Source organism: Caldisphaera lagunensis DSM 15908 (assembly GCF_000317795.1).
In the GTDB taxonomy this organism is placed as follows: domain Archaea; phylum Thermoproteota; class Thermoprotei_A; order Sulfolobales; family Acidilobaceae; genus Caldisphaera; species Caldisphaera lagunensis.
The window spans coordinates 1494964-1520977 of the sequence record NC_019791.1 but is presented as its reverse complement, the minus strand read 5'-3'; the positions used below and the strand labels follow the sequence as shown (position 1 = coordinate 1520977).

Below are 26014 nucleotides of genomic sequence, written 5' to 3'. Positions count from 1 at the left end.
AAGAAATTGAATTGGAAGCTTTGTGTATCAGATAATATAAGCGTTGCAATGAAAATTAAAAGTATGGGCTATGATATTCATGGCCATGATATAAAAATAACCTTATGTATTTGTGAAAAAGCAATTGATAATAAACCAGTAATTGATATGGAAACATTGCAAGAGAAATTATCAACATTTTTAAAATCAATTAACAGAAAACCTTTATGGGAAGTTACAGGTAATGAAGGGACATTTGAAGATCTATTATTTTATATTAAAGATAACATCAATATTAAAAATATTTGCCAAATAAGTGCTCAAATACCCAATAAAGAAATTTATTTGGAGATTTAACAATACACAGGGATTTAAAATGTCAAAAGAGTATAGGCCCCCAAGGGGTTTCAGAGATTTTCCACCTGAAGTAATGATACTTAGAAAAGAACTTATATCAAAAATAGAAAACGTTTTTAAAAGATATGGTTTTGATCCTTTAGATACACCAGCTGTAGAGTATTGGGAGACTTTAGCTGGAAAATATGGGGAAGAGGCGGAAAATAGATTAATATGGAAATTTAAGGATCCTTGGAGTGATAGAGAATATGCATTAAGATATGATTTAACAGTACCTTTAGCAAGATTTGTCTCCTCTCATCCAGAAATACAAATGCCATTCAAAAGATATCAGATAAGTCCTGTTTGGAGGCATGAAGAGCCCCAAAAAGGAAGATATAGAGAATTTTATCAATGTGATGCAGATATAGTTGGATCACCATATCCAGAAGCAGATGCGGAAATGATTAATCTTATTGTTGATTCAATAAAATCCTTAGGATTTGAATCTGGTTTTAGCTTAAGATTAAATGATAGGAGGCTTTTATCTGGAATATTTGAGCAGGAACTCAATATAAAGTCCCCTCTAGCAGTATATAGAATAATAGATAAGCTTGATAAAATAGGTATAGATAATGTAAAAAAAGAATTACTAGAACAAATAAACAATGAAGAGATTGTAAATAAAATAATTGAAGTAATAAGCCTAAGTGGTAAACCTGAAGAAATACTTGAAAACTTGTATTCTAAATATGGAAGAAACAAATTGGTAAATGATGCATATAATCATTTAAAAGAAATGCTAGATCTAATAAACAACAAAAATGATATTATAATAGATTTAAGTCTTGTTAGAGGATTGGATTATTATACAGGACCTATTTATGAAGTGGTATTGAAAGAGCCTAAGATTGGAAGCGTATCTGGAGGAGGAAGATATGATAACCTAGCAGGTATTTTTTCTGGTAAGCAAATACCTGCAACTGGAGGAAGCATTGGAATTGAAAGAATTATTGATGCAGGATTAGAATTGGGATTGTTTAATCTAAATAAGAAAACTTTTACAGAAATTCAAGTCATATTCATGAGTCAGGATTTATTTAAACATGCATGGCATATAGCAAATATATTGAGAAGTGAAGGATATAATGTTAGAATAGATCTAAATAGAAGTAAAGAAGAATTGCAAAGAAGAAAGGCTAACAAATTAGATATAAAACTGCTAATATTTATAGGCAAAAAAGAAATTGAAACAAATACTGTAACAATTTACAATACAAAAACAAACGAAAGAGCTAATTTAAATATAAACGAACTTAAAGATAAAATTAAGCAATATTTATAAGATTATAACTCATTATAACAAATCTTTATATATTTGGAGAACAACTGTTTTTATTGGTGAGAGCTTGAGGCCCGCTTTAATAATAATAGATATGTTAAACGATTTTATTTCTGGCACATTAAAAACTGAAGAAGCAATATCAACAGTGAAGCCCACAAAAAAGGCAATAGATGTTTTTAGGAGAAGAAAATATCCTATATTCTATGTAAATGATTCACATTACAATAATGACTTTGAAATACCCCTATGGGGACCCCATGCGATGAAGGGAACTGATGGAGCAAAAGTATATGAAGAAATTAAACCAGAAAAAGATGATTTTGTTTTAGAAAAACATGCTTACAGCGCATTTTTCCAAACTCCTTTAGACTACTTATTAAGAACTAATGGGATAGATACAGTTTTTTTAGCTGGATTAGATGCTGATATATGCGTTAGACATACAGCGGCTGATGCATTCTTTAGAGGATATAAAATTTATGTAATAAAAGATGCAGTTGCCGCAAGAATCGATAAGAATTGGGAAATATATTATAAAAAGGTTTATAATGCAAACATCGTATATTCTGAAGAATTAGAGAAAATAATTTAAATAAGGATATAAAAATCCTATATCTATTTTATACTAAGGGTTAAAAATTGGAAATAAGAGATTCAGCATCAATTGACGTTAAGCTTTTTTATCTATATGCAAACTCAATAATTGATTATCATGAAATTAACAAAAAAGAATGCGAATCTTGTCTATGCTATAATTTATCTCTAGATGAAAGCAAAGGAGTGCCTTGGCTATATATAGATATAGATGGAGAAGGTACATTAGAAATTGATAATGAGAGATACGCTATTTATGGTAATAAAGAAGTTACTGATGGAAAGTGGATCAAAGCAACTAAGCCTGGTATAATTAAACTATGTCCATCATTTGTAGGCTTATTAGGAGAAAAAAATATTTCCATAAATAAAATATATCTTATATATTTTGAACCATCAACTTTTAACTATTTAATTAAGGCAAAGCTTGTTAATGATGCCTCAAAAGTATTGAAGGAAATCTCATCTGAATTGTTAAAAGTCCTAAACGATTCCCTAGACCAAATAAAATCAGTTAAAATTAGTGGGGAAAAGTTAGATATAGCTTTAAAAACACAATTAATTAAGGCTCCTTGGTATTTGATAAGCCTCCAAGATTATGAAAATATAAAAAGTATTAGCTCTTCAAATATGGATTACAATAAATTAAGGGAAGAAACAAAAAAGGCAGAAGCAATATTAGAAGAGGGTTTAGATAGACTTAGAAACAAATTTGGACCAGTAGGTATTTTGGATTTGATTTCTCATGCTCATATAGACTTTACTTGGCTTTGGGATACTAATGTAACTAAACAAAAAGTTTATAGAAACATATCAAATGTTATTTCATTAATAAAAAATAATGAGTATCTAAAATATGGGATTTCAAATGTAGTTTATTTAAAATGGATTAAAGATTATTATCCTGATCTTTATGAAGAAGTTAAAAAATACGTCTCTGAAAATAAGTTAATATTGTTAGGAGGTATGTGGGTTGAAAGCGATACAAATTTACCAGGAGGAGAATCTTTAGTTAGACAATTTTTATATGGACAAAGGTTTCTATTAAAAGAATTTAATAAGATATCAAATATTGGTTGGCTACCAGATTCATTTGGATTTTCAGCCCAGTTACCTCAAATTATGAAAAAATCTGGCATAATAGGGTTTTATACACATAAGCTATATTGGAATACCATAAATAAATTTCCTTATTCCGTGTTTATTTGGAGAGGTATTGATTCAACTGATTTGCTATCAATTAATTACCCAACATATGGTAGTGACTTGTCTCCTAACCAACTAGTGAATGCATGGAATGATCATAAGATCAAGGATTTACCAGCATTTCTAGTATTTGGCCATGGTGATGGTGGTGGTGGGCCAACATGGCTTATGCTTAAAAGATTTGAAACATATAGAAACTTCCCAGGATTACCCAAATTGGTATTAGTATCACCGGAGACACATATAAACTTAATAAAAAATTCTATTGATTTGTTGCCAATATGGAATGGAGAACTTTATTTAGAAACACATAGAGGAGTTTATACAAATGGAATAGAATTAAAACAACTTATAAGAGAGAACGAAATGAATTTAATTCAGCTTGAGACGTGGAGCATACTATTAAATAAAGAGATAAATATAGAAAATTATTGGTTAAAACTATTAGAATTTGAGTTTCATGATGCTATATCTGCAACTGTTACCAATGCAGTATATAATAGCATAGTTAATGAACTTAATAAAATGAAAAACGAAATTAAAGAAATTTTAATTTCAATGCTTAAAGAATTATTAGTAGATGATGAAAAATATATTACTTTCTTCAATTATTTACCATGGGAAAGAAATGAAATAGTAGAAACTGATTACCCATTAAAAGGAAAAGTTTGTCAAAAATATAACAACAAATATTTAACCGAAATTAAAGTAAATCCATCAGGTTATAACTCTTATGAAATAGGTAATTGTTCAACCCAAGTAAATACAGAAATATCAGATGATAAGTTCATAGAAAATGAATACTTTATAATAAAAGAAGAAGATAATAAAATTAAAATTTATGATAAAGGAAATAAAAGGCTTGCAATTAATGATATTTATTTAACTATATGCGAGGACATGCCAAAAAAGTTTGATGGTTGGGATATTGATGAAAGCTATAATAGAATATGTGATCATATACCATTAAATAAACTGATTTTAACGGAAAAAGGATTACTTAAGAGTTGTATGACCTTTGAAAATAATTACGATTCTTCTTTCATAAAAACAAGGATATGCATATACAAAGGTAAAAATTATATAGAAATAAACCATGAAATTGATTGGAATGAAAACTTAAAGATTATCAAGGCAATATTTGAAGGAAATATTATGGGTCAATATAATAATGCTGAAATTCCATATGGAGTTATAGATAGACCAACTATGCCTAGTAATAGTTGGGAAAGAGCTAAATATGAGGTTCCAATGTGGAAATGGACAGATCTTTATGATCCAGATTATGGAATCTCAATTATAAACGTTGGGAGACAAGGATATAATGTAAGCAAGAACAAATTGGGTCTATCATTAATTAGATCACCTTTATTTCCAAATCCAAAATTAGATAGAGGTAAACAAAATATAACATATTGGGTTGTACCTCATAAAAATACTTGGAGAGATGCATTAATACCAAAAATTGCAATGGAAATAAATAATCCCATAATATACTTAAAAGGTAGGTCTAATAATAAGAGTTTTATGGAAATTGATCCTAGCCTTATAATGTTTGGTGCATTGAAAAAAGGAGATAATGATAAAATAATATTAAGATTATGGGAAAGCTATGGAAAAAATGTTTGCCCTGAATTAAGACTAAATGGATTCCTTATTATAGGAGAAACAAATCTAATAGAAACAGAAGATAATTATAATAATTTTAAAACATGTTTCAACCCTTATGAAATAAAAACCTTTATTTTGAAAAAGGTGTAAAAATGTTATTAGGAGTTAAAAAGATGGTGTAAAAATGTCTATTGAAGTAATAGGGATAGAAGATCTTCATAATAATTTAATTCAAGAAGCAAATAAGGAGAAAAACAAATATGATTATAATATGGTAAAAGAAGAAATAAAGAATATTGTTAACATATTAAAAGAAAGAAATCCTGAAATATTAAATATTGAAAAAGAAATAATTAAAGTAACACTAAAGAATTCTAAATCTTTTATAATAGCATATCCTCCAAAATATAGAATAAAAGCAGTTGAGACAATGAAAGATATTGAGATGGTATGGAATATTCTTGATAGATCATCTTATAATTTATTAATTTTCTATTCAAGAAAAGGCACATTAACAACATCTGCATATCTTTATTTAGGAAATGTTATGGAAGAAAATGAAATAGGTATATTATTTGTTAATGGTGATGAAAAAGAAATAAATGAGGTATTTGATATACTAGAAAAAACTGGGTCTTTTATACCTGAAGAAGAAAGTTATGTTGATGTTTAGGACTTTTTAATACTATTCTCAACCAAAATCCTTCTTTCAACGCTTGCCACATGCCTTCTAACTCTAATTACTGCATCAGGATTAACACTTATTGAATCGATACCTTTTCTAACTAAATTCTCAACAATTTCAGGATAAACACTAGGCGCTTGACCACAAATGCTTACTGTTGCATTATATTTATGAGCGGCATCTATCAGCATGCCTATTGATTTTAGAACTGCTGGATCCCTCTCATCAAAATATCCCATTTTAGCTAATAATGAACTATCTCTATCTACACCCAATGTAAGTTGAGTTAAATCATTGCTTCCAACACTAAATCCATCGACCATTTTAGCAAACTCTTCCGCCAAAATAACTGTGCTAGGTACCTCAACCATAATCCATACTTTGAAATCCTTACCTCTTCTTAATCCTTCTTCTTCCATAATCTTCATAGCCCTTTCTAATTCCCATGTTGTCCTAACAAATGGAAACATGACATATACATTTTTCAGTCCCATTTCTTCCCTTACTTTTTTAATTGCTCTTACTTCAAGTCTAAATGCTGGTTCGTATGGTTTTTGTATATATCTTGAAACCCCTCTCCAACCTATCATTGGATTTCTTTCATCAGATGGTTCATATTTATCTCCTCCTTTTAATCTGCTGTATTCATTAGTCTTAAAATCACTAAATCTAACAACTAAAGGCCTTGGTGATATAGCAGCTGCTACCTTTGCTATACCATCAGCTAGTCCATCAACAAATATTTCCGGTTTACCTTGATCTATTAAATACAATGGATGATACCCTATTTTACTTGATATTATAAATTCTACCCTCATTAATCCTATTCCATCAAATGGTAGATTTACATACCTATCTATTTCATCGGGCTCTCCTAGGTTCATGTATATTTTTGTTCCAGTAACTGGGTAAAGATCGGCTAAAAATTCAAGGCTTATTTTTTCACTTTCCTTTTTAGTTTCTTCCTTATGTGTTATGCCATAAGTTACAACTCCTCTACTTCCATCAACTGTAATTGGCATAGAATCTTTTATTACATTAGTTGCATTTCCAGTACCAACTACAGCGGGTTTTCCTAATTCTCTTGCAACAATTGCAGCATGTGCAGTCATACCACCTTCATCTGTGATAATTGCGGAGGCAATTTTCATATAAGGTACCCAATCAGGATCTGTCATTTTTGTTATCAATACATCTCCTTCCTTCATTTTTTCTGCTGCTTCATTAACTGTCTTTACTACCTTTGCATAACCACTTGCAACTCCAGGACTTGCAGGTAAACCTCTCGTTATGATATCCCCTTCTTTATTTTCTTTCATTTCATTTTTTCTTGACCAAACTGTTTCAAATCTTGCTTGTAATATTAATACATTGTATGGAAAACTTAGATCCATATCAACTGCCCATTCCATATCTAAAGCATGATTAAATGCTGCCTCTGCTTTTTTACCAATTTCTGCTAAATATTTTATTTCATTATCGCTCAATGAAGGGGATTCAGATGATATGCCAAACATTTTAAGCAAGTCATATAAAGGACCATTTGGATAATTTTCTGGATTATCTAATAATTCAATATCCACATTAGCTTTCTTAATAGGATCATAAAATCTTCCTATTTTCTTTATAGAAATTCTCCTTTCAATTATATTTAATGTATCCTTGTCTAATACAAAACTATCAGGCGTTACTATGCCCCCTACTATTAATTCTCCCAATCCCCATGATGATTCAATAACTATTTTATTAGATTCACCAGTTGCTGGATGAACTGTAAACATAACCCCGGAGCTTTTGCTATTAACCATTTTTTGTACAATAACAGCTATGGAAACACTGCTATGATCCATACCCAAGCTTTCCCTATAAACTAATGCTCTTGAAGTCCATATACTTGCCCAAACCATTTTTATATATTTAATTAGATCTTCAATCCCTTGTACATTAAGATATGTATCTTGAATACCAGCAAAGCTTGCATTTGAAATATCTTCTAGTGTTGCACTACTCCTTACGGCAACCCTAGGATTTTCTATACCTAGCCTCTTCCCTAAGTTTATATAATATTGTTCTATCAAGTCTTTTATCTCATCAGGCATAGGTTCAGTTTCAAATTTCTTTGATATTTCATTGCTTATTCTTTCCAATTCAGAAGGTTTCAATGATTTTATTTTCATTATTACATCATTAAGGTATTCTTTTAATCCAGTTTTTTTAACAAAATAATTATATGTTTCTGCTGTTATAACAAATCCTGGTGGAACAGGGAAATTGTTTTTTATTAATTCTACTAATCCTTTTGCCTTGCCTCCCAATAAACCAATATTAGCCTCTTTTATTTGATCTAGCCATATAGCATAAGGAACTTCTTCCACCACACTGCACCATATTTCAGAAAGTGAAAGGAGACGTTTTAAAATCTTTTGCTATCATTTTTATATTAATTGATAAATTACAAAATGAGACATGTTATAAAGAAAATCAGTTAGAGTTTATTATTTGATTTTGACTATATTTAATGGAGGAAAGAAAATGGATGAAGAAATAATAGAAAAGCAAGAAACAAAAGAAATAATAAAGAAAAAGGCAGAAGAATTAACATATGAACCTAATTTCGAAACACCAGTTAATTTCTTACGATTAACTAGACTATTAAAAAAATCAATAAACTTAGCAATAAAAACTAAGAAAAGAATTATGATAGTATTGAGCGGAGAAGACCAAGAAAAAATAGGCATATTAACTTCCAAATTAATTTTATTCTATGAAAACGTGTTAAGAGAAGAACAGATTTTGAAAAATATAAATTTCTTATACGTATTTTATGATAGTAGTGATGCATCTAAACTAAAAAAAGAGATAGCGAAAAAGCTAATAAAGGAAAGAGGAGGTAAATCAAAATTATCAATTTATAGAATAGAAGATTCAAGAAAGCTTCTAGGCCAAACATTTCAAGGTGCTGTAATAGATTTATTAGAAGACTTAAGGCCAAATTATATTGGTATCATATCAGGACTTATAGAAAAAGGAGGCTTATTAATTTTACAAACTCCATCCTGGGATAAATGGGATAATAAAGTAACGTTATTTAAAAGAAATCTTATCGTGCCTAATTATGATAAGCCAAGAAATATTTTTATAACATGGTTTAAGAAAAAAATAATAGATCATAAAGAAAACATGTTTGTTTACGATGCTGACAATGATAAATTAATTAATCAACCTGAATTTTCATATGAAATGCCTAAGGAAGTTAAAATAGAAATTCCAAATGATATAATTTTTCCAAAAGAAATTTACGAATTGGCTTTAACTCAAGATCAAGTGAATGTAATCAAAGAGAGTGAGTCATTAAAGGATTTTTCTGAAAAAAAGAAAGTCATTGTTGTTACAGCTAATAGAGGTAGAGGAAAGAGTTGTGCAATAGGCTTAAGCATATCAGGTCTAGCGAAAAAATTATCTGAAGATAAGAAAAGAGTTAAAATTGTCGTTACATCTCCAAGCTTAGAAAATACTCAAAGCCTTATGGAATTAGCAATTAAAGGATTCGAAAAACAAAACATGAAAATAAAAGTTGATAGAAACAAAGATGGCTTAATATATGGAATATATGGTGAAAACTTTGCAGTATCTTATTTAGAACCAAAAGATGCAATAGAAGAGCCATGCGATATATTAGCCATAGATGAGGCGAGCGGACTTCCAGTTACCATACTTGTCAAGCTATGGCAATATCATAAGAAGATTTTGATTGCATCTACATTACATGGTTATGAAGGTGCGGGTAGAGGCTTTAGTTTTAGGTTTTTAAACTATTTGAAAAAAGATGAAAATACCTCTCTAAAATTATTAGAAATGATTACTCCTATTAGGTATGCAGAAAACGATCCTATAGAAAAATGGCTATTTGATGTATTGCTTTTGGATGCGGAGCCTGCAGATATAGATGATAATGATTTAAGTGATATTAATAATGGTAACTTAAGTTATTTAATAGTAAAACCAGAAGATCTGTTTTTTAAAGATGAAGGGCTACTAAGGCAAATATTTGGTATATATGTTCAAGCACATTATAGAAACGAACCTGATGATTTAGCATTAATAGCTGATGCACCACATTATATTATAAGAGCAATAAAAACATCTAAAGGGAAGGTTGTTTCAGCTTCATTAATAGCTGAAGAAGGAGGATTAAGCTATGAGTTCAGTAAATCGTTGTTGCTTGAAGACAGAACCAGGGGTAATATAATACCTGATAGAATTATTAAACATTACAGAATCGTAGATTTTGGAACATTAAAAGGATGGAGAATTGTTAGAATCGCTACTCATCCTATATTGCAAAACAAGGGTTTGGGTAGTAAATTATTATCATACATTGTAAACGAAGGCCTTGAGAAAAAGCTTGACTGGATAGGAAGCGGTTTTGGAATTAATTTAGAACTAGCAAACTTTTGGTTAAAGAACGGCTTTCCAATAATTCATATGAGCCCTGATAGAAACCCCATTAGCGGAGAATATACTGTTTTAGTATTAAAACCATTAAGTGAAAAAGCTAAGAAAATACAAAATGTCATTATAAATGTATTCAAAAACAAGCTTGTATATAGCTTATATGATACATACAAAATTATGGAACCTGATTTGGCAGTTACTTTATTAAATTCAATTCCTATAGAATATAAAACTGTTGATCTAAGCGAAATGGAAAAACAAAGACTTTGGGCTTACTTATATGGAACGATGACATATGAAACAACAAACGATGTTATATTTAAAATAGTTAACAGCTACTTTAAATCGCTTCCAATAAATAACGATCTTCTAAATGATATAGAAAAGAAGGCTTTGATATTAAAGGTAATGCAAGGGAGAAGCTGGAAAGAAGTAAGCAAAGAAATGAGAATTTCTTTAGACAAGGCTGAAAAAATAGTTAAAATGGGAATATCTAAATTATCATACCATTACTATAATATTGATGAAAATTACAAAACTGGTATTGATTCATCAGAATTATAGCTTATTATAAATTTTTGTTATAAATATTCATCATTGAATGTTTATTAAATATCTATTACAAAATAATGTTGGTGAGAGCTTGAACGAACAAGATCTATTAAAGCTATTCATGAGACAATCTGCTCAACAAGTATATGTAGTTACAGCAAAATATAATAATGAGTATTCTGCAATAACTGTTTCAAGTGCTACTAGCATGAGTTTAGATCCTCCATTAATGATGATAGCTATTGATAAAAAATCGCATAACCATGATGTCCTAACAAAATCTGACTACTTTATAATTACATTGTTATATCATAAAGATGAGGAGATATCTAAAATAATGGCTGATAAAATAGATGCTAAAGAAAAGCTGCAAAAAACTGGTTATAAAGAAACTGATTATGGTCCAATTTTAAATATTGAAAGACCTTATTTAATATTATCAAGATATAAAGTATATGATGCGGGAGATCATAGCATAATTTTAGGAAAAATCTTAGATGGGAAAATAAGTAATATTGATTGCCCCCTTGTTTATTATAACAGAAATTATACCACAGTTAAAAACTGTTAAAAATTTTTATTTTAATTAAATATATATGAAATACGTAAAAGGGAGGAAGTATGAATAAAGAATTGGAGGAGGCAGAAAAAGAATTAGGGTGGATAGCAATGGCGTTCGGTGGTCCTTCGGTACCTTTCGTACCAACGAGAAAAGAAGTTTTTGATTTGGTTTTTGAGGCATTGGATCTTAAGGAAAATGATGTTCTTTATGATTTAGGTTGTGGCGATGGAAGAATTATTATAGAAGCAGCCAAGAAATATCCAATAAAAAAAGCTGTAGGAGTTGAGATGAGAGAAGAACTTGTAAAGGATATTGCTAATAAGATTAGGGAAGAAAAATTAGATGGTAGAGTGGAAATAATTCAAGGGGATTTCTTCAAAACTCCAATAAGTGATGCAACTGTTGTATATATGTATTTACTAACAAGCGTTAACGAAGCGTTGAAACCTAAATTAAAACAAGAACTAAAACCTGGAACAAAGGTTGTAACCTTAGACTTTCAAATTCCTGGTTGGAAACCAGTAAAAATTATCGGAGATAAACTAGGGTGGCAAAAAACTCTCTATGTATATATAATAGGTCAATCAGATAGCTAATCATTTCTTATTTAATAACCATTGTTTAAGTTCGTTTCTTCTTATTTTACCAGTTGTAGTTGTAGGTAATGAATCGACAAATTCTATTATGCTAGGATATGCATATAGAGCAAATCTACTTTTTACATAACTCTTTATTTCATCCTTTATATTATCGCTTTTCTCAACCCCTTCTTTTAAAACAACAAATGCAACAATTTTCATCCCTTTTTCTTTATCCTCTATTCCTATAACTGCAGATTCTTTTACGTATGGAATTGAATTAATTACATTTTCTATTTCTATGGGATTAATTCTGTACCCAGAAACCTTTATTATTTCATCCTTCCTGCCTATAAATATCAAATAACCATCAGAATCTATATATCCTAAATCCCCAGTTAAGATAATTTTATTATCAATAATTTTCTTCTGAGTTGCTTCAATGCTTTTATAATAACCTATCATAACTCCGGGATCTGGTAACCTTAGCGCTATTTCTCCAACTTCATTATTACTTAAAACATTATAATTATCATCAACGATTATTATATCATGACCTGGACATGGAACTCCAACTGTATTAATTTTTTTATTCATTATTAAGCTACTTTCACATGTTATTAAACCAGTCTCAGTTTGACCATAAGTATTATTTATACTTATACCAAGCTTTTCTCCCCAATCATATATATCTTTCGTTACCAATTCGGAACCTGTTAAAATTGATCTTATCTTCAAATCGTATTTATTTATCTCATTACCAATTTTCATAATCATTCTTAATGCAGATGGTACCAAAACAGTACCTGTTATCCTATATTTCTCATATTTACTTAAAAGATCATATACATCTAATTTCTTTTCTCTTTTATATACAACTAATGGTATTCCTAGGTATAATGAAGGTAAAGCCATATTTCCCAAGCCCCCAATCCATGCCCATTCTATTGGAGTCATGAATACATCATTTTCTTTTGAAGGAAATTCTAAGGAAATCTGAAATGATGGTAATATACCTAAAATCCAGCTATGAGGCAACAATGCCCCTTTAGGTTCCCCAGTTGAGCCCGATGTAAATAACAAATGGGAGGGTTTGGATTTTTCTATTTTAAAATCATAGTTAGAAACTCTTTTGATTTCATTTATATCATAATCTCCTCCATCATCGCTAACTATAATTAAATCATTTTTTGCTTCCCTCAATTTTTTTATTTGATTTGAATCAGAAAAAATCACTTTTGTATTTGTTTTTTCCAATCTTAGTTTAATAGAATCAATTCCTAATAATGTAGAAATAGACATGAAAATAGCACCTTTTTTATACGTTCCTAAAATAGATGAAATTAAATTAAAGCTTTGCTGCATTATACCCCCAACAACTTCTTCCTTCTTAATGTTTAAATCATCAAGAAACTTTGCAATTCCATTACTTTTCTCTTTTAAGTATTGATATGAAAAAACTTTATCCCCTTCTATTATTGCTACACCTTCATTTGAGTCAATTGTTTTAGGAAGATTAAAATCATCAGGCCATTGAAAGTTTTGCTTGATATCACTTAATTTGTTTCCAAATTTTCTTATATCAAATATATCTTTATTCAATTCCTACCCCCTAAAAATGACTCATAAATATTAATTACTAATGAAGTTTAAATTTTAATATATAAAGATTTTATGAATAAAATCCGTAATACTGTGTGTTCTACCTAATTAAATCACCTTGACCAATATTAAATAGGGATACCATTGAGTGATCAAACTACTGAAAAAGCAATATCAAAAGAAGAATTGATTGAATGGCTAAGAAAAAGGATTGATGAACTAAAAGATGAAATGAAAATGCTAGAAACTCTTTTAAGCTATATAGAGGATTCATCAAGACAAAACTTAAATGAAAAAGGTGAAGAAGTTAAACTAGGTAGAAGAAGGCTAGGAAAAATTTATAGAGGAGAAAGCTATGTTAGGCTTGTACCAGATATACCTATTCCTTTGCCCCAAGAACTTAAGGAGTATTTAGAAACGGTTGAAGGAGAATTAAGGACTACTCAAATTAAAAATGGCTTGCAAGAACAAGAGCAAGCAAAGCTAGTTATAAAAGAAAGACCTGATGCTAGCATTGCAGAGATTAGGTTTGAAAATTTAACTACAACAATAGAAATACTTAAAGCAAAAGCAGCTTTAAAATACACTGCTGAGGTTGCTTATCAAATATACAAAGCACAAAATAAAAATGAAGGAGAAGAAGAGAATAAAGAAGATTAAATGGCTTTTAATGTACGCAACAAAATAATAAAGCCAGTATGACCAATAGCTCTTATAGTAGGCCTTATTGCTTCCTTTCTAGGTTCCCATTCCCTTTTTATTAATTCAGAAATTTCTTGTATAACATATTTATTAATATCTACATTAGAAAGCAATTTCTCTATCTGATTAACTGTTGGAACAAAAACTATAACTGGAGAACTAATTTTCAATGAATCATGTATTTTATTTAAAGCATTCCATGGATCAGCCATATCTAAAAATGCTGCATCAAAATCTTTTTCATTAACTCCTTCTCTTACATCTTGGTTATTTATTATAACACAATTAGTGAAATTTGTTTTTTCCAAATTCTTTTTAGCTATTTCTATCATATCTTGTCTAATTTCATATGCGTATAATTTACCATTAGGACAAATATGCCTTGATATTTCTATAGTTAAGAAACCACTTCCTATGCCGGCTTCTAATACTTTCATACCATTTCTTATACCTGATATTGAAACTATGTAACCAGAGTCTTTAGGATATATAACTTGACTTTTTCTTTTCAATTCATACATTATTATATCATAAAGATTTGGCTCTATTAAATAAATCCTTCCCTTACCTAATTGAATTGATTCTCCAAAATTTCTATCCAAAATATCCTTTCCCTGAATATTACCTAAAAAAGTTGAATATGATTGTTTTGAACTAACTTTAAATAAATACAATTTTCTCTTACCTAAATTATTATCAGCAATAACTAAGACGTTTTGGCCTTCTGAAATAGGCAATTATTAGCACCTATTTATGAATTTAAAGCCTCATCTACTGCTCTTTTAACTGCTTCATAACTATTTAATTTGGGCCTCCATCCTATTGACTTAGCCTTTTCAATACTCAATAGCATGTATTTTACATCTCCTATCCATCCTCTACCTCCATCTACTCCTCCAGTTAAATAAATCTTAGGATTTAACCCCATTTTCTCTATAATGATTTTAGCAATATCCATAACAGTTACTTGATCATCACTTCCTATATTATATACATCATAAATTATGTTTTTCTCCAAATTTTTATTTAATAAATAATGCATACCCTCTATTACATCACTAACATGTATATAGCTCTTGCTTTGAGTCCCATCACCTAAAATTTCCAGCCTCGTTTTATCCTTTTTTAACTTTTCTATGAAATCATGTATTACTCCATGGTTCGATCTTTTCCCTATAACATTTGCTAATCTAAATGAAACTGAATTAAGCTTAAATGTATGAGAATAGCTGCTTATCAACGCCTCAGATGCGAGTTTCGCCCCTCCATAAACGCTTATGGGCTCTAATGGTCCATAATCTTCAGGGGTTGGTATTTTCTTTGCCTCTCCATATACTGTGGAAGAAGAGGCAAAAGCTAATACCTTAACATTATTTTTTCTCATTGCTTCTAATATATTATAAGTTAGGTAAACGTTTAATTCATACAATGAACTAGGGGATTGAGAAGATATTCTGACCTCTGGATTTGCTGCTAGATGATAAACTATATCTATTCCTTTAACAGAATTGTTTGCGATTTCTGGATCCCTTAAATCCCCTTTGATAAATTCAAAATTTTTCTCCTGAATTAAATCTTTTAAATTATCAACGCTTCCAAAGCTTAAGTCATCTACAACCCTAACGCTATAGCCTTTACTTACTAGATAATCTGCTAAATTAGAACCTATGAATCCTGCGCCACCTGTTATTAAAATTTTCATGTTAACCATCCTATTATTTTCCGAGTTTGCTAATTAAAAAACTTAACTAAGATTTACATAAACAGTATTACTGCCTTTAAATCTTGTAGTGTAAAAAGCTAAAGGGGGATGGTTTTGATAGAAGAAGAAATAGTAGAACCAGGTCTATGCCCATATTGCAATTCACCAACAGATTATACCTATCATATAGAAGGACCTATTATGAACGATAATGAGGCTTATGTTGAAATTAAATATAAAATAAACTGCAAATCTTGCGGGTATAGCAATTCTAAATCTTTATACATACCTCTAAATAGTTTTTATCTATTAAAATACATGTTAACCCCCAAGGCACGTATCGTTTTAGAAAAAATAAAGATTGTATCTGATATAAAAGTTGTGGAGAAAACTTCTTAATCAATTCTCAAGAAGACTAAAATCATATTTATCCCTTTCATCAATTTGTATAAATGCGCGGGGGTGCCCGAGCCTGGCCAAAGGGGACGGGCCTAGAACCCGTTGGCGTAGGCCTGCGTGGGTTCAAACCCCACCCCCCGCATTAAGTAAATTCCTTAATCATCAATATGCCATCTCTATTACCATAATACATGGGTAAGAGTTTAATCATTTTATAACCTAGCTTTTCATATAATTTTCTTGCATTATTATCAACAGACACTTCTAATTTTATTAATTTTGCCCCTCTTGATTTCAGCTCATTTTCAATGCTTTCCATTAACTTAGTTCCTATACCATTATTCCTATATGCTTTTTTAACAGCTATAGATACTATATGACCTACTTCTTCATCTTCCATGTATCCTAAAGAATAACCAACAATATTATTATCAATGCTTGCAACTAATAAAATGGCTTTCTTAAACATAATATAATATAAGAAAATTGATCTACTATATCTTTCACCCTCAGCAAAACTCTCTGATTCTATGCTCAATATATGTTTCATATCATTTGATGTGCAAGGCCTTATTTTAACTTCCAGCTTTAATCCCTCATATTTATATTGAAAAAGAAATAATATTTATGATTTTTTAAAATTTTAAATTTTTAAAATTCTTTAATGTAAAAATAATCAAGATATCTTTTATTTAACATGAATTATTTAATAATAAAAATTAACAATATCTAGGTATTCATATAATAATCTCGTGATATACTTTAAAATGAAACCAAGCAACTAGTTTTATATATACAAAATATATGCGTATATAAAATACCCAAATCTGTATAAACTTCTGTATTTACTAAATAATCATGTTGTTTCTAACGGTAGCATGCCTTACAATACATATGGACTTTCAGTAAATAATGGTAAAAAATCTATCAATAAATAACTTCTATTCATCAGAAGGAATTTCTATAAGCTCTATAGGCAATATTATAATTGAAAATGTTATATCAAATGTTAATAATGGAAATCAAGGTGATATCTATATTAATAACAACAATAATTTAAACATATATAACATAACTGAAAACATTTACAATGGTACTTTCTTCCAAGATATAATTACAACTGGTCTAAAAATAATTAACCTAAACAATGGGGTTGATAATCTACAAAACATAAAAATCAATGCATATTATAGTAATCCCAATGCATCAGCTAACGGATTGAATTATCTAATGGAAATTATATAAACATTGAAAATTCTTATATTAACTTACCTTTTGTAAATGCGAGTTCATCAGGCTATGATATATACATTGATTCATCAAAAAACGATTCTTTAAGCAATTTAGTGTTAAATGGTGCAAATTCAATATTTATAAATAATGGAAATACTATAACAATAAGTGAAGTAAGCCTAACATACTCGTACTCAGGAATTAATTTAGCTAATAGCTTATCAGCAATTATTTATCTAGTAAAATCAATCGTTAATGGAAATACAACCAAAGGTAGCATATATGCTTATCCAAACATTACTAATCTTAAAATCTTTGAAACATTATCTATTGGAGGTTTATATGGAATTTTAAGCGGTGCCTACAATTCATTAATTTACAATAACACGATTGAGAATTCTCATTATGGTATAATAGCAGGGCTTGGTAAAAATATAACAATATTTATGAATTACGTTAAAAACAACACAATAGGTATACTTTCCGGATATTCTACAAACTTAAGTATATTCTCTGATGAGATTATAGGAAACAAAAATGGTATAGAATTAACAAAAATTAGTCATGCATTTATTTACCTCAATTATTTCAATAATAGCAAAAATGTTAATATTAGCAATTCAAATGTAACATACAATACAAAGACAAAGGTAAATTATGAATTTAATGGAAACAATTTTACAAATTATTTGGGTAATTATTGGTATGGTTACAAAGGAAGTGAAATCGATAGTGAAGGGATTGGATCTAAACCATATAACACAACCTATGGATTAGATAACTATCCTTTAACATCGATACCCTCACCAAGTATCAGGCATTTCAACAACTCAAGTTACCCCACCACCGATTACAGTAACGACAAGCACTCAAACAAGTTCAACGACTTCTTCAATAACTTCTTCGACAAGCACTCAAACAAGTAGTACTCAAACGCAAACTAAAAGTGCATCAACCATTAGCGGTAAATTACCGTCTATTACAAGTACTTTAAGCATAGGTATTGTTATAGCAGTAGTTGTTATAGCAGGAGCAGTATTTTTATTGAGAAGGAAAAAATAAATTATTTTTTTAAATTATTAATTCTTTTCCAACACCTGCATCTTTAAATGAATTTGGGAAACTCCTCTTAAGCAATGAAATACCATCAATTCCAGTACAATGAGTTCCAGCTACAATTTTTGGGGCCTTTTTATTTAAATAAGAAACTATTGTATTTAATCTCTTATCATCAAGCCCCATAAAGTGAAGTCCTCCTATAATTCCCTTAAGTTTGTTTAAACCTGTTATTTTTAATCCATATTCTACTATATTTTCTATACCTGCATGTCCACACCCAGTTAAAATTAAGAGTTCATCATTATCTATTATATATAATGCCATATCATCAGGTATCTCATCAATCAATCCTCCAGCATGGCTTGGCCCCCAATTCCTGGGTATGTATCCAGATACTATTAGATTCTCTTTTAATTTATATGGGGAATCAATAAGAATTAATTCCGCATTCTTTTTTTCAAGTTCCTCTTTTGTGAAATTAACCCCAACGCTAACTTCCCCCTTTTCATCCTTTGCCCTTGCTGGAGCAAAGAGGTTTTTATGAGCAATAACTTTTATGGGCTTATTCCTCTGGTTTAAAAATTTCATTAGTCCCCCAGTATGATCTAAATGCCTATGGCTCAAAACTATGTATTCTGGCTCATTTAAATCTAAATTTAAGGCCTTCATGTTATTTAACAAAACATCCCCACTTAAACCTGTATCATATAATACCTTATAATCATGAAGATAAGCAGCAAAACCCCATTCACTCATCAATCTATCTCTTAGTGAAGTTAATGAGGTAACATAGTTATCTACTAAAATTGTAAGTTTCATTAGTTACACCCTTTTAAAAATAGATTTTAAACCTTAAATTTATTTAAAAATAATTGTTTATAATTTAACTCTTTTTCTTTTTTATTATAATTTCATCCCCTTTCTTTGCAAACTCATTATCTCTTTTCTCATATTCATAATAACCTATTAAATTATAAAACTCCTCTCTGCTCATAATTTTATCTAAAATGAACTTCTGTGTTCCCTTATCTCTAATTTCTATCAATGTATCTTTCATAGCCTTCATTGCTGCCCTAAATGTTGTTACAGGAAATATAACTATTTTAAAACCTGCTTCTTTAAATTCTTGAGCAGTTATATAAGGAGTTTTTCCAAATTCTGTCATATTAGCTAATAATGGTGCCCTAACTTCTCTGGCAAATAGTTTAAATTCATCAATACTAGTTAAAGCCTCTGGGAAAATTATATCAGCACCCGCTTCCAAATATAACTTAGCCCTTTCAATTGCTGCTTCAATGCCCTCTGTTGCCCTTGAATCGGTTCTAGCAACTATTAGCATATCTCTTCTTGCATTATTTGCTGCAACTATTTTCTTTACCATGTCTTCAGCAGAAATTGTTTTCTTGCCTGATAAATGGCCGCATTTCTTAGGCATATCTTGATCTTCTATTTGTATTGCAGCTGCTCCTGCCTCTTCTAATTCCTTAACTGTTCTATAAACGTTTAGAGATTCTCCAAAGCCTGTATCGCTATCTACAATTAATGGTATATTTATTACATTAGTTATTCTTCTTGTTGTATCAAACAATTCTGAAAAAGTTATTAATCCTAAATCAGGCATCGCTAAGCTACCAGTTAATGCTGCGCCAGATAAATATGCTGATTTGAATCCAAGGCTTTCCACTAATAAAGCCGATGCAGGGTCAAAAACTCCCGGGGTTATTATTATATCTTCCTTTTTTAGTAATTCCCTAAGCATTTCTCCAGGATTTTCAAGTCTTCTTTTATATAAAAATGCCATACTTTCTCACCAAATATAAAATTAATTTAATAAGTATTAATTGTTTACTCCAAAATAAAGCTTATATTTATTGCTTATATTATAATTATTGGTGATAAATTTGGGAGGAAGACAAAAAACAAGTCTATTTTCAACAGGTAAGAAGGAGGAAGAAAATAAAGGTAAAAAGAAGTGAGTTGTAACGAATTCCCTCCTAAAAAGAGAAACAAAAAATTATTGGTTTTATTACCAATAAGCGTTTTATCAGTAGAAGATAGTCTAATAGATAAAACATACAAGGCTGGATTTATTTCCAGAATATTATCAATATATAAAGTTGATGAGGTTATTCTTTACAGAGATGATGAATCAAACAGCTTTGATGAAAAATTTCTCCAATTAATATTGAATTACCAAATTATTCCTCCTCATATAAAGAAAAAAATAATTAAAAAAAGCAAATTATTAAAATATGCAGGTATTTTACCACCATTAAGACTTGTTAATCATGATCCTCCCAAAAAGGCTGAGATAGGAAAAATTTTAGATGGATATGTTGAAAAATGCGATGAAAATTATTGTATAGTATATTTAGGTATGATAGGAAATGGATATCTAGATAAAAAAGAAGTTGATGATAAAATAATAACTGTAAAAATAAAATCAATTAAAAATAAAATTATGCTAGAAAAAGCATCATGGGGTAATTTATATACAGGATATAAGGTATCCAAAATAAAAAATCTTGATATAAAGAAGTTTAAAGATGAGGGTTATCTTATTGTTGGTACAAGCAAATTAGGAGAATGCTTTAATGATAAAATTAAAGAAGAAATAGATAATAAATTAAGGAATAGCAAAGGAATTGTTTTTGTTTTTGGAGGACCTCACGCAGAATTATATAATGAAAAAGAATTTGATTATATTTTAAATACAGTTTTAAATCAGGGTACATTAACTGTAAGAACTGAAGAGGCATTAGCATCAACTTTAGCTATATTTAATTACATTAGCAATTGTTAACCGGGGAGTTAACAATTATGTATATTCAATAGCTTTCCCATGACCAGGTAATATTATAATTGGTTTCATGTTCTTTATTAATTCTGCTGATTTCAAAGCTAAATTATAATCTCTAGCAAATGTTTTATTAACATAAAGTTGGGAATCCTTTGAGAATAGTGCATCTCCAACAAAAGCATATTTCTTCCCTCCTTTTTCAACTATTAATGTCGTGCTACCAGGGGTATGTCCAGGAGTATGGAGTATTTTTACATTATCAAATTCTTTTTCAATTTCTAAATCATCATAGACTTTTTCTATAGGTTCAACTTTTACAAATAATGAAAAAAACCTTACTAACCAAGATCCTTCCGGTTTTGCTTTTCCTTTAACAATATCAGCTTCATTTTTGTTTACAAAAACCTTTGGGCTGAACTCTTTAACTACTTTAGCTAAACCCCCAATATGATCAACGTGAGTATGAGTTAGAAAAATAAAATCAGGCCTTATGTTTCTTGTTTTATAATAATTTATAATTTTATCTGCATCCCCTTTGGAACCTGAATCCACTTGGACTACTTTTCCTTTATTATATATTACATAAACATGCGCGTTTGTATTATCAATAACTTCTATATCATCATATAGCTTCAATTTAATCCCTATAAATTTGTTTTTTTAGAGATTTTTATCTTTTAAATCTATAAACTCATGAAAGCTATTAATTTTCTTGGATTAGAAGTTTTTTATAATTGTTAACCCCCCGGTTAACAATTTGCTTACAACAAATAAAAACCATTTATTAATGTTAAGAAATTTTAGATCCCTTCAATTATTTATGATGTAATTTCCCTATGAATTTTAGGGAAAAATTTATAATTTCATAGCCTTTATAATAATAAACCCTGCATCACTATTATAACCATTTATCGGTTCTTCATAAATTTCTTTTTGATTAACATTTTGAAATAAAGTAGAAATCGTTTCAACCACTTTAAAATCTGTTTCATTAATCATATTAACTATTTCTTTATAAGAATAAAATGTTGCATATTTATAAAAAGGGCTCGTATCTTTTATTGATTCATAATATTTCCCCCATTTGCTTTCTTTGGGAACAAATCCTATTATAATACTACCATTATTTTTTAATACCCTATTGCTTTCCTTAAGTGTTCTTATTGGATCATCTACAAAGCAAATTGTAACAATTAAATATATCACATCAAATTTTTTGTTTGAAAAGGGTAAATGTTCTCCAACACCTTTGATTACTTCAATTCCTCTTTTCCTTGCAATTTTTAATAATTCTATTGAAGGATCTAATCCAAAATCAATATTTAATGGTTTTGCAAACCTACCGCTTCCAACACCTATTTCTAATGAAATTCCTTTAGTTTTCACCCTAAAAACAGCATTCAATTCATTTTCATATAAAATTTTATGTTTCTCATACCATTCATCATATTTTAGCGAATACGTATCAAACGGATCTGAAACCATTTTACATCATGTATTATTTAAAAATGGAAATTAATTAACTATACTTTTTAAAAACACTTCCAGGAGTTAAGGATGCTCCAGCATCAACACCTATTACTTGCCCAGTTATACCGCTAGCATCTTCACTAACTAAAAATGAAACAAGAGATGCAACCTCTTCTTCAGTTGCTAATCTATTACTAGGTATTGATGACAAATACATCTTTTCAGATTCTTTATAGCCAATTGAATCAAGCCATTCAAAATAGCTTTTTCCTAGCTTTGTTTCAACGAACCCAGGAGCAACTACATTTACTGTTATATTATGCTTAGCTAATTCAATAGCTAATGACTTTGCTAAACCAATTAATCCTGCCTTTGCTGAACTATAAGCAGTTAAATACTCTGCACCAAAAATTCCTGCAATACTACTCATAAAAATTATTCTACCCCATTTTTTGTTTATCATATTATCAATTAATAACCTAGTTACATAGAAGCTACCAATTAAATTTGTTTGTATTTGTTTAACAAATGAATCATAACTTAAATCTGTAAACTTTGAAGTAAAACCAACACCTGCATTATTAATCAAAATATCAATACCTCCATATTTTTCTTTTATGTAATTAGCCATTTTTTCAACATCTTCTTTATTTGATATATCAGCCTTTATCATATCCCCTTTTCCATTTTTTGATTTAATATAATTTAAAGTAGATATTGCCTCTTCTTCCCTTTTCCTATAGCTTATAATTGTAAAAATATTTTGAGAAGATAATTTTATTGCTATTGCTTTCCCAATACCTCTATCTCCTCCAGTAACTAAAGCATATCTCATATTTATACACCGGGGTCATGCAGCGCTTTCCTACATATCCTTTCGGTTCAGTTCCCGGATTCCTAATCATACCCCTGATTTAATTAATTTTAGATACTAATAGCTTTTTCTAAAAATTTATATTAATATAAAATTAGATTATAAAAAATCTTTAGCAGTTTTATATTAATTTAACCAATATTAAATATTAGACAATTTTAAACTTTTCATTTAGAGATTACATGAATGCCATCTTTCTGAATATTTATATTGTTCCTTGACAAAAATAAAATCAAAGGTGAAATAATGGAAATAAAAAACGTAGCAGTTTTAGGATCAGGAACTATGGGACAAGGGATTGCTGAGGTTTTTGCTATATATGGATACAACGTTAAGATGGAAGATATATCTGAAGAAATATTAAATAAGGCATTAAAGAAAATAAAGGAATCCTTAGTTAAGCTAGAACAGAAGGGACAGCTTTTTGGCAAAACATCTGATGAAGTTATGTCTAGAATAAGCACCTTTACAACAATAGAAGAAGCTGTAAAAGATGCAGACTTAGTTATTGAAGCTGTACCTGAAAACCTTGATTTAAAAAAGAAAGTATTTTCAGAAGTAGAGAAATTTGTTAGAAAAGAAACTATTATCGCAAGCAATACATCAAACATAAGAATAACAGATATAGCAAAAGACTTAAAATATAGAGATAGGGTTGCTGGACTTCACTTCTTTAACCCACCAGTTTTGATGAAATTAGTTGAAGTGATTAAGGCAGAAGAAACTTCAGATGAAGTTATAGATGTACTTGTTGATTTAGTTAAGAAAATAGGGAAATATCCATTAAAGGTAATGAAAGATACCCCAGGATTTGTTGTTAACAGAATTAATGCTCCAGAAAGCTTACTATTCTGTTTATATATAGACAATAAGGTTGCAACACCAGAAGAAATAGATGCATATTTTAAATCTCAAGGACTTCCAATGGGACCATATGAACTAATGGATTACGTTGGTATAGACATTGTTTATGATTCTTTAGAATACTTTGCAAAGACTTTGAATCCTTGTTATGGCAAATGTAATACAATAAAAGAGCTCTATAATAACAAAATGCTAGGAATGAAAACTGGAAAAGGATTTTATGATTGGTCAAAGGGAAGACCTTTAATAGATGTTAAGAAAGCAACAGACAAAGTATCAATGATGGATGTACTAGCTTTGGAAATCAATGAGGCTGTAAAGCTAATAGAGGAAGGAGTTGCAACGCCTGAAGATATAGAAAATGGTGTAAAATATGGAATGAACAGGCCTTATGGACCTATATCTGTTGCAAAGAGCTTCACAAGTATGGAAATCAAATCAAAACTTGAAGAGCTTGCAAACAAATTTAATTGCAATGTTTTTGAACCAGCTGAATCAATTAAAAATGGTTTGCTAAGGGATGCTGTAGAAGGTAGATTAAAGAAAAAGGAAGAAGAGGGGAAAAGAAAAGAAGAGGGAAAAAAGGAAGGAGCAGCTGAAATAAAAGAAGGAAAAGTTATTTCAGCACAACAATACAAAACAATAAAAGTTGAGAAATATGAAAACAAGGTTGCTAAGATTATATTAAATAGACCTAAGTATAACTTAATAAGTGGAGAACTTTTAGAAGAATTAGAAAAGGCAATAAAATATCTTTGGAATGATCCTGAAGTAAATGTTGTTGTAATAACAGGAGAGGGAAATGTATTATCAGCAGGAGCTGATCTAAATGAATTCGTTGGAAGCAGTTTCCAATTCTTAGAAAATTCTAGAAAAGGTGAAAGAGTATTTCAATTGCTTTCAGAGATTCCAAAACTAACTATTGCCGTAATGAAGGGATATGCATTAGGAGGAGGATTTGAATTATCTTTAGCATGTGATTTAAGAGTTGGAACTGAAGATGTACAAATAGGATTTCCTGAAGTAACGTTAGGATTAGTTCCAGGATGGGGAGGTACACAAAGGCTTTCAAGAATTATTGGCCTAGGAAAAGCAATGGAGTTGATTGTGACAGGACAAAGAATTAGCGGTAAAGAGGCTTATTCATTAGGGATACTTAATAAAATATACAAGAATCCAGATGAAGAGGTTATGGAGTTAGCAAAATCTATTGCACAAAATTCAGCTCCATTAGCAGTTGCCATGGTCAAGAGACTTTTAAATAAAGGTTCCCAAGTCCCAATAGATGTTGGATTAGAAATGGAATCATTTGCTATGGGAGTTCTATTTTCTACAGAAGATCTAAAGGAAGGTATAATATCGTTCCTGCAAAAGAAAAAGCCTGAATTTAAAGGAAGGTGATATAG

24 protein-coding genes and 1 tRNA gene are annotated in these 26014 nt (G+C 29.6%); 15 read left to right on the top strand and 10 right to left on the bottom strand.

All coding sequences use genetic code 11. The features are described from left to right. The first annotated feature begins 6 nt into the window (after positions 1–6). The 5 genes from CALAG_RS07585 to CALAG_RS07565 all read left to right on the top strand — a co-directional run bounded on the left by CALAG_RS07585 (position 7) and on the right by CALAG_RS07565 (position 5744). On the top strand, positions 7–336 hold the full coding sequence (locus CALAG_RS07585) for a hypothetical protein (protein WP_015233146.1): 330 nt from the start codon (positions 7–9) through the stop codon (positions 334–336). A gap of 19 nt (positions 337–355) precedes the next feature. After that, entirely contained in the window at positions 356–1660 is a 1305-nt protein-coding gene (gene hisS, locus CALAG_RS07580) for a histidine--tRNA ligase (protein ID WP_015233145.1), read from the top strand. 64 nt (positions 1661–1724) lie between these two features. Next, positions 1725–2252 (top strand): cysteine hydrolase family protein, encoded by a 528-nt coding sequence (locus tag CALAG_RS07575; protein WP_015233144.1) that lies wholly within the window; start codon positions 1725–1727, stop codon positions 2250–2252. Positions 2253–2299: 47 nt separating this feature from the next. Continuing rightward, positions 2300–5221: an alpha-mannosidase gene (locus CALAG_RS07570; RefSeq protein ID WP_015233143.1), complete on the top strand. Its 2922-nt coding sequence runs from the start codon at positions 2300–2302 to the stop codon at positions 5219–5221. Positions 5222–5255: 34 nt separating this feature from the next. Then, the gene (locus CALAG_RS07565; RefSeq protein ID WP_015233142.1) at positions 5256–5744 is read left to right on the top strand and encodes a hypothetical protein; all 489 of its coding nucleotides are present in this window, start codon (positions 5256–5258) and stop codon (positions 5742–5744) included. On the opposite strand, the gene ppsA is transcribed toward CALAG_RS07565, so the two are convergent. Next, a complete protein-coding gene (gene ppsA / locus CALAG_RS07560) occupies positions 5741–8134 on the bottom strand; it encodes a pyruvate, water dikinase (RefSeq protein WP_015233141.1) in 2394 nt (797 codons plus the stop codon). The two genes, CALAG_RS07565 and ppsA, sit on opposite strands and share 4 nt — an antisense overlap. A 154-nt stretch (positions 8135–8288) precedes the next feature. On the opposite strand from ppsA, the gene CALAG_RS07555 reads away from it, so the two are divergent. From CALAG_RS07555 to CALAG_RS07545, 3 genes are all read left to right on the top strand, one after another. Then, on the top strand, positions 8289–10775 hold the full coding sequence (locus tag CALAG_RS07555; RefSeq protein WP_015233140.1) for a tRNA(Met) cytidine acetyltransferase TmcA: 2487 nt from the start codon (positions 8289–8291) through the stop codon (positions 10773–10775). Positions 10776–10854: 79 nt separating this feature from the next. After that, a complete protein-coding gene (locus CALAG_RS07550; RefSeq protein ID WP_245529243.1) occupies positions 10855–11334 on the top strand; it encodes a flavin reductase family protein in 480 nt (159 codons plus the stop codon). Positions 11335–11384: 50 nt separating this feature from the next. Continuing rightward, the gene (locus tag CALAG_RS07545; protein ID WP_015233138.1) at positions 11385–11921 is read left to right on the top strand and encodes a class I SAM-dependent methyltransferase; all 537 of its coding nucleotides are present in this window, start codon (positions 11385–11387) and stop codon (positions 11919–11921) included. Here CALAG_RS07545 and CALAG_RS07540 read toward each other — a convergent pair whose 3' ends face one another. Next, positions 11922–13505, bottom strand: coding sequence for an AMP-binding protein (locus tag CALAG_RS07540; RefSeq protein ID WP_015233137.1), 1584 nt, complete (start codon positions 13503–13505; stop codon positions 11922–11924). Between the two features lie 144 nt (positions 13506–13649). Between CALAG_RS07540 and CALAG_RS07535 the strand changes: the two genes are divergently transcribed. Then, positions 13650–14165 carry a hypothetical protein gene (locus CALAG_RS07535; RefSeq protein ID WP_015233136.1) on the top strand — a complete coding sequence of 172 codons (516 nt, stop codon included), beginning with the start codon at positions 13650–13652 and terminating at the stop codon, positions 14163–14165. Here the strand turns inward: CALAG_RS07535 and CALAG_RS07530 are convergent. Together CALAG_RS07530 and CALAG_RS07525 are read right to left on the bottom strand one after the other, a co-directional pair. After that, on the bottom strand, positions 14162–14944 hold the full coding sequence (locus CALAG_RS07530; RefSeq protein WP_015233135.1) for a tRNA (adenine-N1)-methyltransferase: 783 nt from the start codon (positions 14942–14944) through the stop codon (positions 14162–14164). The genes CALAG_RS07535 and CALAG_RS07530 overlap by 4 nt on opposite strands. Positions 14945–14958: 14 nt before the next feature. Then, positions 14959–15909, bottom strand: a complete 951-nt coding sequence (locus CALAG_RS07525; protein WP_048816843.1) for an NAD-dependent epimerase/dehydratase family protein — start codon at positions 15907–15909, stop codon at positions 14959–14961. 114 nt (positions 15910–16023) lie between these two features. On the opposite strand from CALAG_RS07525, the gene CALAG_RS07520 reads away from it, so the two are divergent. Together CALAG_RS07520 and CALAG_RS07515 are read left to right on the top strand one after the other, a co-directional pair. Beyond that, positions 16024–16308, top strand: coding sequence for a hypothetical protein (locus CALAG_RS07520; protein ID WP_015233133.1), 285 nt, complete (start codon positions 16024–16026; stop codon positions 16306–16308). 57 nt (positions 16309–16365) lie between these two features. After that, positions 16366–16450 (top strand) — tRNA-Leu (locus tag CALAG_RS07515). Here the strand turns inward: CALAG_RS07515 and rimI are convergent. Beyond that, a complete protein-coding gene (gene rimI / locus CALAG_RS07510; RefSeq protein WP_281086589.1) occupies positions 16451–16882 on the bottom strand; it encodes a ribosomal protein S18-alanine N-acetyltransferase in 432 nt (143 codons plus the stop codon). 338 nt (positions 16883–17220) lie between these two features. On the opposite strand from rimI, the gene CALAG_RS07505 reads away from it, so the two are divergent. Both CALAG_RS07505 and CALAG_RS07500 read left to right on the top strand, forming a co-directional pair. Further along, entirely contained in the window at positions 17221–17553 is a 333-nt protein-coding gene (locus tag CALAG_RS07505; RefSeq protein WP_015233131.1) for a hypothetical protein, read from the top strand. Continuing rightward, a complete protein-coding gene (locus CALAG_RS07500) occupies positions 17526–18467 on the top strand; it encodes a NosD domain-containing protein (protein ID WP_083859971.1) in 942 nt (313 codons plus the stop codon). Before CALAG_RS07505 ends, CALAG_RS07500 begins: the two co-directional genes overlap by 28 nt. A 145-nt stretch (positions 18468–18612) precedes the next feature. Here CALAG_RS07500 and CALAG_RS07495 read toward each other — a convergent pair whose 3' ends face one another. Together CALAG_RS07495 and prpB are read right to left on the bottom strand one after the other, a co-directional pair. Further along, the gene (locus tag CALAG_RS07495) at positions 18613–19419 is read right to left on the bottom strand and encodes an MBL fold metallo-hydrolase (RefSeq protein WP_015233129.1); all 807 of its coding nucleotides are present in this window, start codon (positions 19417–19419) and stop codon (positions 18613–18615) included. Positions 19420–19483: 64 nt separating this feature from the next. Beyond that, positions 19484–20401 (bottom strand): methylisocitrate lyase, encoded by a 918-nt coding sequence (gene prpB / locus CALAG_RS07490; protein WP_015233128.1) that lies wholly within the window; start codon positions 20399–20401, stop codon positions 19484–19486. 171 nt (positions 20402–20572) lie between these two features. Here prpB and CALAG_RS07485 point away from each other — a divergent pair, with 171 nt between their 5' ends. Further along, entirely contained in the window at positions 20573–21403 is an 831-nt protein-coding gene (locus CALAG_RS07485) for a putative RNA uridine N3 methyltransferase (RefSeq protein ID WP_015233127.1), read from the top strand. Between the two features lie 15 nt (positions 21404–21418). On the opposite strand, the gene CALAG_RS07480 is transcribed toward CALAG_RS07485, so the two are convergent. The 3 genes from CALAG_RS07480 to CALAG_RS07470 all read right to left on the bottom strand — a co-directional run bounded on the left by CALAG_RS07480 (position 21419) and on the right by CALAG_RS07470 (position 23705). After that, on the bottom strand, positions 21419–22036 hold the full coding sequence (locus CALAG_RS07480) for an MBL fold metallo-hydrolase (RefSeq protein WP_015233126.1): 618 nt from the start codon (positions 22034–22036) through the stop codon (positions 21419–21421). A 219-nt stretch (positions 22037–22255) separates the two neighbouring features. Further along, positions 22256–22885, bottom strand: a complete 630-nt coding sequence (locus tag CALAG_RS07475; RefSeq protein WP_015233125.1) for a class I SAM-dependent methyltransferase — start codon at positions 22883–22885, stop codon at positions 22256–22258. 34 nt (positions 22886–22919) lie between these two features. Next, positions 22920–23705 (bottom strand): SDR family NAD(P)-dependent oxidoreductase, encoded by a 786-nt coding sequence (locus tag CALAG_RS07470; protein WP_015233124.1) that lies wholly within the window; start codon positions 23703–23705, stop codon positions 22920–22922. Between the two features lie 285 nt (positions 23706–23990). Here CALAG_RS07470 and CALAG_RS07465 point away from each other — a divergent pair, with 285 nt between their 5' ends. After that, positions 23991–26009, top strand: coding sequence for a 3-hydroxyacyl-CoA dehydrogenase/enoyl-CoA hydratase family protein (locus CALAG_RS07465; protein WP_015233123.1), 2019 nt, complete (start codon positions 23991–23993; stop codon positions 26007–26009). The last annotated feature ends 5 nt before the right edge of the window (positions 26010–26014 follow it).